12 protein-coding genes and 1 pseudogene are annotated in these 13,947 nt (G+C 62.4%); 8 read left to right on the forward strand and 5 right to left on the reverse strand.

The annotated features are described in order from the left end of the window. Nucleotides 1-37: 37 nt before the first annotated feature. Both RCCGE510_RS19840 and RCCGE510_RS19845 read left to right on the forward strand, forming a co-directional pair. Nucleotides 38-856, forward strand: coding sequence for an oxidoreductase (locus RCCGE510_RS19840; protein WP_007632895.1), 819 nt, complete (start codon nucleotides 38-40; stop codon nucleotides 854-856). A 233-nt stretch (nucleotides 857-1,089) separates the two neighbouring features. Beyond that, nucleotides 1,090-2,094 carry an MBL fold metallo-hydrolase gene (locus RCCGE510_RS19845; protein ID WP_007632896.1) on the forward strand — a complete coding sequence of 335 codons (1,005 nt, stop codon included), beginning with the start codon at nucleotides 1,090-1,092 and terminating at the stop codon, nucleotides 2,092-2,094. 64 nt (nucleotides 2,095-2,158) lie between these two features. Here the strand turns inward: RCCGE510_RS19845 and RCCGE510_RS19850 are convergent, their stop codons facing one another. Together RCCGE510_RS19850 and RCCGE510_RS19855 are read right to left on the reverse strand one after the other, a co-directional pair. After that, nucleotides 2,159-2,914, reverse strand: coding sequence for a crotonase/enoyl-CoA hydratase family protein (locus RCCGE510_RS19850; protein ID WP_007632902.1), 756 nt, complete (start codon nucleotides 2,912-2,914; stop codon nucleotides 2,159-2,161). 29 nt (nucleotides 2,915-2,943) lie between these two features. Beyond that, nucleotides 2,944-4,722 carry an acyl-CoA dehydrogenase gene (locus RCCGE510_RS19855; RefSeq protein WP_007632904.1) on the reverse strand — a complete coding sequence of 593 codons (1,779 nt, stop codon included), beginning with the start codon at nucleotides 4,720-4,722 and terminating at the stop codon, nucleotides 2,944-2,946. A 211-nt stretch (nucleotides 4,723-4,933) separates the two neighbouring features. Here RCCGE510_RS19855 and RCCGE510_RS19860 point away from each other — a divergent pair, with 211 nt between their 5' ends. Further along, complete coding sequence (locus RCCGE510_RS19860) at nucleotides 4,934-5,929, forward strand: transporter (protein ID WP_007632907.1); 996 nt, start codon at nucleotides 4,934-4,936, stop codon at nucleotides 5,927-5,929. A 193-nt stretch (nucleotides 5,930-6,122) separates the two neighbouring features. On the opposite strand, the pseudogene RCCGE510_RS34815 reads toward RCCGE510_RS19860, so the two are convergent. Then, nucleotides 6,123-6,229: pseudogene (locus RCCGE510_RS34815) on the reverse strand (BA14K family protein); the annotation flags it as partial. 160 nt (nucleotides 6,230-6,389) lie between these two features. On the opposite strand from RCCGE510_RS34815, the gene RCCGE510_RS19865 reads away from it, so the two are divergent. Continuing rightward, the gene (locus RCCGE510_RS19865; protein ID WP_007632909.1) at nucleotides 6,390-6,653 is read left to right on the forward strand and encodes a DUF982 domain-containing protein; all 264 of its coding nucleotides are present in this window, start codon (nucleotides 6,390-6,392) and stop codon (nucleotides 6,651-6,653) included. 288 nt (nucleotides 6,654-6,941) lie between these two features. On the opposite strand, the gene RCCGE510_RS19870 is transcribed toward RCCGE510_RS19865, so the two are convergent. After that, a complete protein-coding gene (locus RCCGE510_RS19870; RefSeq protein WP_007632910.1) occupies nucleotides 6,942-7,448 on the reverse strand; it encodes a BA14K family protein in 507 nt (168 codons plus the stop codon). 144 nt (nucleotides 7,449-7,592) lie between these two features. Beyond that, nucleotides 7,593-8,837 carry an aromatic ring-hydroxylating dioxygenase subunit alpha gene (locus tag RCCGE510_RS19875; protein ID WP_007632911.1) on the reverse strand — a complete coding sequence of 415 codons (1,245 nt, stop codon included), beginning with the start codon at nucleotides 8,835-8,837 and terminating at the stop codon, nucleotides 7,593-7,595. A 433-nt stretch (nucleotides 8,838-9,270) separates the two neighbouring features. Between RCCGE510_RS19875 and RCCGE510_RS19880 the strand changes: the two genes are divergently transcribed. The 4 genes from RCCGE510_RS19880 to RCCGE510_RS19895 all read left to right on the forward strand — a co-directional run bounded on the left by RCCGE510_RS19880 (nucleotide 9,271) and on the right by RCCGE510_RS19895 (nucleotide 13,893). Continuing rightward, nucleotides 9,271-9,879: a DUF6656 family protein gene (locus RCCGE510_RS19880; RefSeq protein ID WP_007632912.1), complete on the forward strand. Its 609-nt coding sequence runs from the start codon at nucleotides 9,271-9,273 to the stop codon at nucleotides 9,877-9,879. A gap of 89 nt (nucleotides 9,880-9,968) precedes the next feature. Beyond that, nucleotides 9,969-10,943 (forward strand): L-threonylcarbamoyladenylate synthase, encoded by a 975-nt coding sequence (locus RCCGE510_RS19885; RefSeq protein WP_007632913.1) that lies wholly within the window; start codon nucleotides 9,969-9,971, stop codon nucleotides 10,941-10,943. Between the two features lie 26 nt (nucleotides 10,944-10,969). Beyond that, the gene (locus RCCGE510_RS19890) at nucleotides 10,970-12,406 is read left to right on the forward strand and encodes an FAD-binding oxidoreductase (protein WP_007632915.1); all 1,437 of its coding nucleotides are present in this window, start codon (nucleotides 10,970-10,972) and stop codon (nucleotides 12,404-12,406) included. Nucleotides 12,407-12,714: 308 nt separating this feature from the next. Beyond that, nucleotides 12,715-13,893, forward strand: coding sequence for an integrase core domain-containing protein (locus RCCGE510_RS19895; protein WP_240539671.1), 1,179 nt, complete (start codon nucleotides 12,715-12,717; stop codon nucleotides 13,891-13,893). Nucleotides 13,894-13,947 lie beyond the last annotated feature (54 nt).

Genomic DNA, 13,947 nt, shown 5'->3' on the forward strand with positions numbered 1-13,947 from the left:
CGGCCGACGATGATCCACACCTTTGAAAGCTGACAGTATGATCGACAAAAGCAGAAACGTTGCACTGGTCACCGGCGCGTCCTCAGGCATCGGCCTTGCGACGGCTGAATCTCTGGTAAAGGCCGGCTACCGCGTGTTCGGGACCAGCCGCAAACCGGTCGCCAACAGGCCTGGCATAACAATGTTGATCTGCGATGTGGCCGATGAAGCCTCGGTGCAGGCCGCGGTTGCGGAGATCGTCCGGCAAACCGGCCGCCTCGACCTTGTCGTCAACAATGCCGGCATCGGCCTCATCGGCGGCGCGGAAGAATCCTCGATCACGCAGGCCCAGCGGCTTTTCGACGTCAACGTCTTCGGCGTGGCGCGCGTCGCCAATGCCGTCCTGCCTGTCATGCGCAAGCAGAAGAGCGGCCGGATCATCAATATGAGCTCGATCCTCGGCGTTATTCCGGCTCCCTACAACGCCTTCTATGCTTCTACCAAACATGCGCTCGAGGGCTATTCGGAATCGCTCGATCATGAAGTGCGCAACTTCGGCATTCGCGTCGTTCTCGTCCAACCCGGCGTCACCAGAACATCCTTCGAGGAAAATCTGACACGAGCAGACCAGCCTCTTCCGATTTACAACTCGGAGCGCGCCCGCAGTGAAGCGCTGATGCGCAAGTTTGTGGAAACGGGCGATGCGCCGCAGGTCGTCGCCGACATGGTGGTGAAAGCCGCAACTGCGAAGAAACCGAAGCTGCGCTATTCCGCCGGCAAGCAGTCGCGCCAGATCCGCGCGCTTCGCCGCTACCTCCCGGAGCGGCTGGTCGACAGCCTCCTGCGCAAGGCCAACGAGTTTCCGGCCTCACCCTGACTCTTTAATTGAGAAGAGGATTCAGATTTTTAAGCCGACACGCTTAAAATCATCCTGTGCTAAAGCATGTCGCGCAAAAGTGTGCCGCGGTTTTCCCAAGCAAAGCGTGAAGCGCTTTTCCCAGGCAAAGCGTGAAGCGCTTTTGCCGGAACGACATGCGTAAAAAGACCTGAAGCGCGAGGAGCGAATCTGAAAGATCGCGACGCGCTTTAGGCCAAGGAAATCGATTCTGAATGCGCAAGACCGAAAGACGCAATCCCTACTATACCGGCCCGGTGTCCGATCACTTCGACGGCACGCATTTCTTCAATCCTGACGGCATTGAACCCCTTGGTTTCCGCGATTTGCTGCGGTGGCAATTCGGCGGTGGCCGTGAGCGCTGGCCGCGGTCGGTCCCAAGTCCATATGCGGCGGCCAAGCCGGATCCACGTGTCGGCGGCGAGGATCTCCGGGTGACCATGGTTGGCCATGCAACAATGCTGGTGCAGGTCGCCGGGCTCAATATCCTTACCGACCCGGTGTGGTCGGAGCGCGTCAGCCCTTTCACTTTTGCCGGACCCAAACGCGTCGTCCAACCTGGCATCGCGTTCGATGATTTGCCGCCCATCGATCTCGTGCTGGTCTCGCACAATCATTATGATCATCTCGATATCGCGACACTCAAGCGGTTGCATGCGAAGCATCGGCCGCGTGTCGTGACCCCACTCGGCAATGACACGATCATCCGCCGCGCCGTGCCCGATATAGAGATGACATCGATGGACTGGGGCGAGCGCATCTCGCACGCCGGCATGAGCATTGATGCGGAGCCTGCACATCATTGGTCCGCCCGCGGCGGCGCCGATCGCCGTATGGCACTCTGGGCGTCGTTCGTTTTGTCGACTCCAGCCGGAAAGATCTATCACGTCGGAGATACCGGCTTTCACGGCGGTATCAATTACAAAGCGGCCCAGCAGAAGCATGGCGGCTTTCGCCTGGCGATTTTACCGTTCGGCGCCTATGAACCGCGATGGTTCATGCAGGGCCAGCACCAGAATCCGCAGGAGGCAGTGATCGGAATGAAGCTGGCAAATGCGGCCTATGTGGCGGGGCATCACTTCGCGACGTTCCAATTGACAGATGAAGCGGTCGATGCGCCGACCAAAGCGTTGCAGGACGCGTTGAGCGAGCATGATATCCCCGCGGAACGATTCCGGCCGCTCAGGGCCGGCGAGGTCTTCAATGTGCCGGCGGCCTGATCGGTATCCGTTTGCTTCGGGATTGGTCGTGTCGGCCTGCTCGCCATAGATCTTCGGTAGTGCTCTAGCGGCGCATGAAGGCTTCGAAGGCGGCCCGGGCCTCCGCACTTTTCAGCCGTGCGGAGAAATGACGGGCCTCCTCGTCGATGCGGGCGATGATCTCGCCGCTGTCGCCGCGGATGAGATCGCGGGCGATGCGCAACGCCTCCGGTGGTTTGGCCGCGAGACGCGCGGCGGTCGCCAGCGTCAGCCCATCGACCTCGCCGGGCTCGACCACCTTCCAGATGAGACCTGCGTCCTTTGCCTCGGCGGCCGAAAAGGCTTCGCCGGCCGCCAGCAGCGCGAAGGCGCGCTGATGACCCATCAGGCGCGGTGCAACCAGGCTGGACCCCGCCTCCGGCACCAGCGCCAGATCGACGAAGGGGGTTCGGAACTGGCTGCGGCTGGAAGCGATGGTCAGGTCGCAATGAAGATGGATCGTCGTGCCGATGCCGATCGCCAGGCCGTCGACGCCGGAGACGACCGGTTTCTCGGCATTGACCAGCGCGTAGAGGAAATCGAGGGTCTCCTGCCCCAGGCCGCCGCCGCCGATTGCAGCAGCGAGAAAATCATTCATGTCATTGCCTGAGGAAAAGCAGCCTTCGGTGCCGAGCAAGGCGGTGGCGCGGATGGCCGGATCGGCATTGGCCGCATTCAGTGCGTCGGCCATGGCGCTATACATGGCACGGGTGATGGCGTTCTTCTTCTCCGGCCGGTTGAAGCGGATGAGCTGCACGCCTGGATGGGCGGAAGGCTGCTCGACGATGATGTGATCGGTCATTGGATCTCCTCGGAGGTCATGGGGTCGCCTCAGGCGAGCAGGATGCGGGCGGCGGCGAGGCTTGCCGCACCATTGATCACCCGGTCGCAAAGGGCCGCGGTCTCGGCGAGCAGGTTTTCGGCAGCGAAGCGGCAGAGCGCGATACGGCCCTCGCCTTTGCCGTCGCCGCTTTCGGCAAGAGCGCCCTTGGCAAGATAACAGCCAGTCAGCACGAGGCCGAACAGGCGCTGATAGGGCGTTGCACCCGAGAGCGCCTCGGTGACCTTGCCATCGGCCAGCATGTTGATGAGCCAGGCAGTCGCCGTTTCGAGATCTGAAATCGCTGCGTCGAGCCGGGCGGCGGTCTCGCCGAAACCATCGAGATCGGAGCGGCCGACATTGTCGGCGATCTTTTTGAGTTCGGCGATGAGGCCTCTCACCTGATCGCCGCCGGAAAGCGGCAGCTTGCGGGTGACGAGGTCGATCGCCTGGATGCCGTTGGTGCCCTCGTAGATCGGCGCGATGCGGGCATCGCGGAGGTAACGCGCCGCCCCCGTCTCCTCGATGAAGCCCATGCCGCCATGCACCTGAATGCCGAGCGAGGCGACGTCGACGCCGGCATCGGTCGAAAAGGATTTGGCAATCGGCGTCAACAGCGCGGCACGCTCCTGCCAGTGACGGCTGACGTCGCCGGCCCGGTGGGACATGTCGATCGCATGGGCGCAGGCGTAGGAGATGGCGCGCGACCCTTGGGTCAGCGCCTTCATGGTGAGCAGCATGCGGGCAACGTCGGGATGGTCGACGATCGGGCTCATGCCGGCGGCTGTGGAGCCCAGCGCCCTGCCCTGGGTGCGTTCCTTGGCATAGGCGAGGGCCTTCTGGGTGGCGGCCTCGGCGATCGCCACGCCCTGCATGCCGACGGCCAGGCGGGCATTGTTCATCATCGTGAACATGCAGGCGAGCCCCTTGTTCTCCTCGCCGACCAGCCAGCCCACAGCACCCTTTTCCTCGCCGAAACGGCCGTCGCCATAGATCATCGTACAGGTCGGCGAGCCGTGGATGCCAAGCTTATGCTCCAGCGAGTGGCAGAACAGATCATTGCGGGCACCGAGCGAGCCGTCGTCGTTCACCAGGAATTTTGGCACCAGGAAGAGCGAGATGCCGCGGGTGCCGGCCGGCGCGTCCGGCAGGCGGGCCAGCACCAGATGGATGATATTGTCGGCCGCGTCATGCTCGCCCCAGGTGATGAAGATCTTCTGGCCAAAGATGCGGTAGCTGCCGTCGGCGTGGCGCTCTGCGCGGGCTTTCAGCACGCCGAGGTCGGAGCCGGCATGCGGCTCGGTCAGGTTCATGGTGCCGGTCCATTCGCCTGACACCATCTTTGCCAGGTATCTCTGCTTCAACGCGGCACTGCCATGGGTGCTGACCGCCTCGATGGCGCCCATCGTCAGCGTCGGGGCAAGCGCGAAGGCCATGGAACCGGAATTCCACATTTCCAGCGCCGCGACATTCAGCATATGCGGCAGGGCCTGGCCGCCGAAAGCTTCGGGCGCCGTCAGGCCGTTCCAGCCGCCGGCGATCCAGTTGCGATAGAGATCGCGCCAACCATCCGGCAGCCGGACCTCACCACCCTCCAAACGGGCGCCCTGGCGGTCGCCGATGTCGGCAAGAGGCGCCACTTCCTCTGTGGCAAAACGTCCCGCCTCGAGGAGGATCGCATCGACCAGATCTTCGCCGAGATCGCCGAGCAAGCCTGCTGAAATCGCTTCGCCCATGCCGGCTACATGCTTCAACGTGAACGCGATTTCCTCGACGGGCGCCTTGTACATGGTTTTCCTCCGCAGACGGCCTGCACTTCCGTATTTGGGCAGAGCCCTCCGAGGCAAAGGGCTAATTGATTTTTACGTAAACGTCAATTTCGTTTCCATGGACTGCCGTGCAATAGTTTGCCGACATCACACCCCGGCACTTGCACCCTTGCACACATGAACGTCATGAACAGCCTGTAAGGACATCGCCTTCGCAAAGGATCGGCGACCAATGGATACATTGCCCGTCAACATACCCGGTTTTGTCTGGGCCTATCGCTTCTCGCCGGATGAAAAGACGGCGGTGCGGTTGACCAACAGTGCGACGGTGGCGGAGCTGACCGCCGACAATTGTTTCTATTGGCTGCACCTCAACCTTGTCGATGCCCGCGTGCCGGCATTGCTCGAAACGCTCACCGGACTGACGGAGGACGCAAAATCGGCGCTGACCACGCGCGACACGCATGCGACCATCACCGTCGACGAGCAGATGCTTTACGGCACGCTCGTCGACTGCCAGCGCGATTTCGACCAGGACACCAACAATCTCGGCTGGCTGCATTTCGCCATGTCCGACCGTTTCATCATCACCACGAGGCTGCAGCCGCTGCGCAGCGTCGAGCGGGCGCGGGCGCTGATCGAGAAGAACCCGGGCAAATTTTCACGGCCGGTCGATCTGTTCGAACTGCTGGTGATCGAGTTTCAGCGCACGCTGATCGCGATCGTCATGGAACTCACCGAAGAGCTGAACCTGATTGAGGATTTTGTCTACGACAATGCGCCGCGCGACGAACGCCGGCGGCTGGCGCCGGTCCGGCGCACCGTCGTCCGGCTGCATCGGCATCTGCGCACGGTGCTGGCGCTGATGCGCCGTGCGGCCGCGGCGGACGACGACGAGATGCCCTTCGGCTTCGACGATGTGGCGCGGCGGCTGACGAGCCGGCTGGAAACGGTCGACCACGATATCTACGCGCTGCAGGACCGGGCGCGGCTGCTGCACGAAGAAATCGATTCCAAGCAATCCTCCGAGACCAACCGCCACCTCTATCTGCTGTCGATCATGACGGCCTTCCTGCTGCCGCCGACCTTGGTGACCGGCTTCTTCGGCATGAACACCGCAAACCTGCCCTTCGCCGTCGGCGATTACGGCACCGAATACGCCGTCGCCCTCATCGTCGCCTCGATCGCCTTTGCCTGGTGGTTGCTGCGGCGAGTGGATATTCTTTGACTGATAGGTGGGTGGGCGCTGTCGCCCCTCATCCGCCTGCCGGCACCTTCTCCCCGCTTCGGGGCGAAGGGGAATAGCCGCAACCTCTCCGTCACTCACCAGCGTCTCGTAGGGCACGTCCCCTCTCCCCGTTTTTTACGGGGAGAGGGCTAGGGTTTAGGGTGAGGGGCAGCTTTCGACCCCAATCAATCAGCGAATAGCACTGCTGGCGCGACCGTTATAGGGCTGGAACGTGTTGTCGTCGGCGCGATAGGGCAAATCGGCGCACCAAGCGACGTGACTTGAACCCATGCGGGGCGCGGCCACTTGCGACAGCTTCGTCCATCCAAGGTTTGGCCTCGGCGATGGCGGACAATCTCAGCGATCGACACCCGAGTTATCAGCCGGTCCATGCCGCCACCTCGCCCGGAACAGTTCTTGCACGGTTACTAATATATTTACCGTGGGGAGACCTAATGTCATGAAATGGTGCACATCCGGAGAGTTCGTCCCTCTGATGCTCGTCGTGAGTGGGCCGGAAAAATACAAACTCGTCGCAACTCTTGTAGAGGCCGCCGAGATGCTGACCGTTGGCTGGCCGATCGATGATGGAGAAGAATACCTCGTGGCGATTATCGCTTGCCGGGATGCAATACACGGAGAGATTCCGGCTCAGGACGCCCGAGCAGCGCTTATCCGTGCCGCCGACGAAGCTGGCATTTCGGTGATCACCGCCGTTCACTGAGTTCGCAGCCGACGATGAAATGGGTTCATGGCTTCGTCACGCCGCCGCCCTGTCGTTCGGCAGCATGCGCAGGTCCATGAGCGGCGGCTGATGGGAGCCCGTCAACGCAGTCGCTGCGCATCGTATCTCGCGCCACGGGCGCTTCTGACCCGGATATCTGACGGAATTAGGCGCAGAGCTTCCCCAACCTCCATCATCGTCGGCTCAAGCCTGGGATCACGAAGGGTGGGATGATGTTCCGGCCAACTCCTCCGCCGACGCAACTCGCGTCGCACTTCCCTTACCTCATTACGGCGAATAGCACTGCTGGCGCGGGCCGTTATAGGGTTGGAACGTATTGTCGTAGGCGCGATAGGACCGATATCGGTTGGCGCACCAGGCGACATGGCCTGAACCCATGCTGGGCGCAGGCTCGACATAACGCGGCTGCGCGACAATGGCGCCGCCGATGACTGCGCCGGCGCCGAAGGCGGCGAGCGGATACCAGTAACCGTTATAATGGCGATAGCCCGGACGGTAATAACTATATCCGCGATAGCCGCCGTAATAGCCGGGGCGATAGCCGCCGCCGTAGCCCGGCCGATAGTAGGCGCCTGGGCGATAACCAGGCCGATAGTAGCCGCCCGGACGATAGCCGGGGCGATAGTAGCGGCGGTATTGGACATTCTCGGCTGCAGAGGATTTTTCCACCTGCGGGGCGGTGGGCATCTGGATTGCCTGCGACGGCGCAAAGCCCGTCAGGACCACGGCTGCAGCCAGAACTGCAGTCGCGATCTTGTTTCTCAGCCCGATCATTGCTTCATCTCCCATTCAACAGCGATCACCGCCTGCCCAGCAACGCTTTCGTGCCCGAATGGTTCCGAAAGCAGCCGGGGCCGGCTGCTATCCCTTTTAGCGAGGCTGAACTGAACCGGACATTAACCGGCGCAGGCGATGCGATCAGGCAACGGCGGAGATTTTTGCCTGGTCGCCCTGCAGGCGGTTCACCATGAAGTTCGAATACCATTCGAGGAACTGCATGACGCCGCCCTCGTGCAGGGAGGAATAGGGGCCGGGTTCATAGGCGGGCGAGTGGATGCCGAAAGCATTCTCTTCGACGATGCGGCGATCCTGGTCGTTGGTCTCGGTCCAGACGTGGGTCAGTTCCTCGAGATTGTAATCCACGCCTTCGACCGCGTCCTTGTGGACGAGCCACTTGGTCGTCACCGCCGTCTCGTTGGCGCTGAGCGGCAGCACCCGGAAGGAGATGGCGTGGTCGCCAAGCAGGTGGTTCCAAGTGGTTGGGTAGTGGAACAGCAGCATCGTGCCGATATGGCTGATCGAGATATCGTCGGCAAGCGGACGCGTGACGGCGCGCTTGCCCGACATGGTGTAGCTCTCGGCATCCTCGATCAGCGGCATGCGGGCGGTGCGGAACTGACCGTCCGGCGAAATCTGGAACTTGCTCGGCAGGCCGGCGGCCTCGCAGCGCGCCCAATGGCCGGCGATTTCGGGATCGTCGGCGCCGCCATCCGTGCCGGTGACGCTCGGGGCTTCGGGATAGGTGCGGCAAAGCTCGGGGTGATTGGCGGCGCAGTGATAACACTCGCGGTTATTTTCCCAGACGAGCTTCCAGTTGCCCTTCTCGATGATCGTGCTCTGGAAGGCGACCTTGCTCTCGCTGATCCGGTGCGGCGCGACATAGGGCTCGATCTTGTCGCGCACCGGCTGGAAGTCCGGGGCGGTATTGGCAAGGCAGATGAAGACATAGCCCGCAACGATTTCGCAGTGGACGGGCTTCAGGTTGAAACCGGTCTTATCGAAATCATCGCCCATGTGGCGGGCGAAGGCGAGCTTGCCCTCAAGATCATAGGTCCACTGATGATAGGGGCAGACGAGACGCACGGAGGAGCCGTGCTCCTTGGTGCAGACGCGCGAGCCGCGATGACGACAGCTGTTGTGGAAGGCACGGATGACATTGTCGCGGCCGCGGACGACGACGACCGGATAGCTGCCGATCTGGACGGTGAAATAGGCGCCGGGCTTCGGCAGTTCGCAATCATGGCCGATGAACAGCCAGTCGCGATAATAGATCATCTCCATGTCGAGCTGGAAATAATCCTCGTCGATATAAAACGGCCGCTCGAGGCTGAAGCCCTCACGACGGCCCTTGAGCTGACGCAAAACGTTGCTGCGAATATCCATCTTCATGTCCTCGTGCACCCGGTTGCCACCCTCGAGCAGAAGGCCGGCGGAAGCGCGCCCGCTTCCTTCTCCTTCGGGAGAATTGTTCATGGCGCCATTTAATCACCTAGGCCCATTTAATCACCTGGCATCCCTGCCGCTTGGTTGTAATGCGACATCGGCTTCGAAATTGGCGACAGGGAGCGGCAAGCCAAAAGCTACCCATCCCAGTTGCTGACATCGCCCGACTCTCCATGCGATTATCGTCAATTGCGACATGACGTAAAGGGCCGTTGCGCAAAGAGGTCGGCTGGCTGGTATCGGTGGCCATCGCGTTTGCGACACCTGTCGGCATTTGCGTTTTCAGTCGGTCGGCTGCCGCGCGATTTTAACATCGCCTTAAGCATACCGCCCTATCCTGCTGCTGATTCAGACCGAGCGAAGAACGCGAACCATGGCCAGACTCCGTTATTTCGACGCGAAAGATGCTAACAGATTGCAAGAGCGGCAGCCGATCGCCGCGCATTCCGAATTCCTGCGCACCGGCCGGATACCGCGCGAGCGGCGGCACTGGCTGGCCGAGGAAAAACGCTATTTCACCCATGATGAGGTCGCCGAGAAGACTGGCCGCAAGCTACAGGTGGCCGGTGAAAAGACGCATCAGCACATCAACGGCTTTCACCACTCGATCCAGTTTCCGAAGATGATCTTTCACCGGACGCTGGAGGACAGCCCGCATCTCGGCTATTGCCACGTCACCGCCGCACGGACGAAGTTCGCCCATTACGAAGAGGTGAGCTGGGCCTTCTATATCGCCAATTTCTATTCCGACATTGGCGAGAACGACAATTTCTTCGAACGCATCGATGTCGGCTATTCCCGCATGTATTTCGCGGTCGCCATCAAAGCGGGCGAGGATTCCCAGGAAAAGATGAGCATCGATCGGTCGGTGCGCGGCAACGGCCTGCTCTTCCGCACCCACGATCCGCAGGCGGCGATCCGCAACATCCTGCTGCTCGGCGCCCGCAACGAACAACTGCGCGAAATCATCCGCCAGCTATGAAACTTGCTCATGCTCGAGGCCAACAACGCGATTGATCGCGGGCGGCGGAACGCCTAATGACTGCCGGAACGAGAGCACCCGGACAGGACATGGCACGCACGATCGACATTGAGGCAGACAGGCAGGCAGCGCTCGAGGCGGCCTGCGCCGCTCTTGCCGGCGGCTTTGCCATCGCCATTCCGACCGAGACCGTCTACGGCCTTGCCGCCGATGCCACCAATCCGGCAGCGATCACCCGCATCTACGAGACAAAGGGACGGCCGCGCTTCAACCCGCTGATCTGCCACATGGCCGATCTCGCCATGGCCGAAGAGCACGCCGCATTCGATCCGGTGTCGCGGGCGCTCGCCGCCGCATTCTGGCCCGGCCCGTTGACCCTGGTGCTGCCGTTGAAGCCAGAAAGCCCGATCCATTCGCTGGCGACCGCCGGGCTCGACAGCGTCGGCATCCGCGTGCCGAAGGGTTTTGCAGGCGCATTGATCGGCGCCTTCGGGCGACCGCTCGCAGCCCCCAGCGCCAATACGTCGGGCGCAATCAGCGCAACGAGTGCCGCCCACGTCGACGCCGATCTCGGGGCGAAGATCCCGTTGATCCTCGATGCGGGCCCAAGCGCCGTCGGGGTCGAATCGACCATCGTCAAGGTGGAGGGCGACCGGGTAAGGCTGCTTCGCCCCGGCGGTCTCGCGGCACGCGAGATCGAGCGCGTCGCAGGCCGGCCGCTGCTCAGGGCGAAGACAGCATCGGCGGCGATCGAAGCACCAGGGATGCTCGCCTCGCACTACGCGCCTGACGCCTCGGTGCGCCTCAATGCGACGACGGTCGAACCCGGTGAGGCGTTGATCGCCTTCGGCGGTGCGGCGGTCTCCGGTGCAAACGGCGCCCGGATCGTCCTCGATCTCAGCCCGTGCGGCGACCTTGCCGAGGCGGCGGCCAATCTTTTCGACTACATGAAGCGGGCCGACGCCACCGGAGCGTCGAGCATTGCCTTTTCGGCCATCCCCGAGGACGGGTTGGGCGAAGCGATCAACGATCGCCTGCAGCGGGCAGCTGCACCCCGCCACTAAAGAATAACGATTGAGGATTGAACCCGATGAGCAGCCCCAGCATTTCCGCCGAACTTCTCGACCGCTTCGCCGCCATCGTCGGCGACAAATACGCGCTTGCCAGCGAGGCCGATCTGGCGCCGCATCTGATCGAAAACCGCGGGCTCTATCACGGTTCCTCCCCTCTCCTCCTGAAGCCCGGCTCGGTCCAGGAAGTTTCCGATATCATGAAACTTGCGACGGAGACCGGGACGGCGATCGTGCCGCAGACCGGCAATACCGGCCTCGTCGGCGGCCAGACGCCGCGTCAGGGCAAGTCCGATATCATCCTGTCGCTCGAGCGCATGAACCGGATCCGCGATATCGATCCGGTGGCGAACGTGCTGGTGGCCGATGGCGGCGCCATCCTGGCCGAGGTGCAGAAGGCAGCCGAGGCGCATGGGCGGCTGTTTCCACTGTCGCTCGGCTCAGAAGGTTCCTGCCGCATCGGCGGCAACCTTTCCACCAATGCCGGCGGCACGGCGGTGCTTGCCTACGGCAATATGCGCCAGCTCTGCCTCGGCCTGGAAGTGGTGCTGCCGACCGGCGAGATCTGGGACGGTTTGCGCCGTCTGAAGAAGGATAATACCGGCTACGACCTGCGCGACCTTTTCATCGGCGCCGAAGGCACGCTCGGCATCATCACCGGTGCGGTGCTGAAGCTGTTTCCCCAACCGCTCGGCCATCAGGTGGCATTCGCCGGCCTGAATTCGGTCGAGGATGCGCTTGGTCTGTTCGATCTCGCCTCCAGCCTCTGCGGCGCCTCGCTCACCGGCTTCGAGCTCATGCCGCGTTTCGGCGTCGAAATCACCACGCGCCACATCGACGGCGTGCGTGACCCGCTGGAAGCGGCCTATCCCTGGTATGTGCTGATCGATATTTCAACGTCGGACTCGGCCGAGACGGCGGAGCGGATGATGAACGGCGTACTGGAACAGGGCTTCGAGGCCGGGCTGGTGCTCGATGCGGCGATCGCTTCATCGGTTGCCCAGCAGAAAGCCATCTGGCACATGCGCGAAAGCATGTCGGATGCCCAGAAGCCGGAAGGCGGGTCGATCAAGCACGACGTTTCCGTGCCGGTATCGAAGGTTCCGCATTTCATCGCCGAGGCCGAAGAAGCGGTGATGGCGGCAATGCCTGGAGCCCGTATCTGCGCCTTCGGCCATATGGGCGACGGCAATATCCATTACAATATTTCCCAGCCGCTCGGCGCCGACAAGGATGCCTTCATCGGCCGCTGGCACGAGATGAATCACATCGTGCATGGATTGGTGCTGGCGCATGGCGGCTCGATCTCGGCCGAGCACGGCATCGGCCAGCTGAAGCGCGATGAGTTGGCGGCGATCCGCCCGGCGATCGAAATCGAGCTGATGCGCCGCATCAAGCGCGCCTTCGACCCCGCCAATATCATGAACCCGGAAAAAGTCGTCAGCCTCGACGTTTGAGGGCGACGGCGAGGGAAAAGCCCTCACCCGCCTGCCGGCGCTGACCGGGGTCGAGCCACTGGTCTCGACCCGTCCTTCGGACCCCCGTAAACGGGGCGAAGGGACCATGCCGCAACCTCTCCGTTCCCCCGCCAACCTCTCGCTGGGCACGTCTCCTCTCCCCGTTCTTCACGGGGAGAGGGTTAGGGTGAGGGGCAGCCATCGGTACAGCCCGGGCAGATCCCTGACAGAATGAACCGGGTTGATGGTTGACAAGTCATAGTGCGTCGGAGGGAGGGCTTCCGATGCCATTTGTGGAGACTTGTCGCATGGAAGAACGTGTTCGGATGCTGTCGGACTATGTTTCGGGGCATTGGAGTGTGAGTGATCTTTGCCGTCGTTACGGTGTGAGCCGGGAGACATTTTACGCCTGGCGCAAGCGGCAGATGAGCGGTGCGGACGACTGGTTTGTCGACCGCTCGCACGGTACGGTTTCGTGCCCGCATCGCACGCCGGCAGCCCTTGTCGATCAGGTGATTGCGCTGCGTCAGCGGTTTCCGCATATGGGGCCGCGCAAGCTTTTGGCTTTGTTGCAGCGCCAGTCGGCGCAGACATCTTGGCCGGCGGCCTCGACGATCGGCGACATCCTCAAACAGGCAGGTCTTGTGGAGACTTCCAGGCGCCGCCGCAGGGCCCTGGATCAGGGTCGCCCGTTCAGCGAGGCAAGGCAAGCCAATGATGAATGGAGCGTGGACTTCAAGGGCTGGTTCCGCACCCGCGACCAGCAGCGCATCGATCCGCTGACGATCAGCGACAGCTACAGCCGGTTTCTGATCGATGTGCGCATTGCTCCGCAGACCATCGAGGGCGTGCGGCCGGTGTTCGAAGAGGCCTTCCGCACCCATGGCCTGCCGTTTGCGATCCGCTGTGACAATGGTTCGCCCTTCGGCAGCCATGGAGCCGGCGGCCTGACCCGATTGTCGACCTGGTGGATCAAGCTCGGCATCGAGGCGCACTTCATCGCGCCGGCATCGCCCCAGGAGAACGGCAGGCACGAACGCATGCATCGCACTCTGAAGGCCCAGACATCCAAACCGCCGGCCGACAATGCCGGCCAGCAGCAGGTCCGTTTCGATGCCTTCCGCCAGCACTACAACGAGGAGCGCCCGCATGAAGCGTTGGGCCAACGCCCGCCCGCCGACCTCTATCGGCCCAGCCAGCCGCGTGCGATGCCTGACCGTCTCGACGATCCCTGGTATGATGCCGACCACCAGGTGCGCCGTGTACGTGACAGCGGCGAGATCAAATGGAAGGGAGGCCGGCTGTTCGTCAGCGAAGCCCTTGCCGGCGAACTCGTCGGACTGAGCGAGCTGGAAAACGGCGATCACGTCGTGCGCTTCTGCAATCGCGACATCGGCCTCATCGGCCCGGACGGCCGCTTCCGTCGCTTCGCTCCGCCGCGCCCGCCCAGGCCGATGAGGCCCGAAGCAGCACACACGACAGAATGAAAACTGTCAGGTATCATCCCGGTCCAAAGTGTCGACTATCAACCCGGTCGTTCA

Source organism: Rhizobium sp. CCGE 510 (assembly GCF_000292525.1).
GTDB lineage: Bacteria > Pseudomonadota > Alphaproteobacteria > Rhizobiales > Rhizobiaceae > Rhizobium.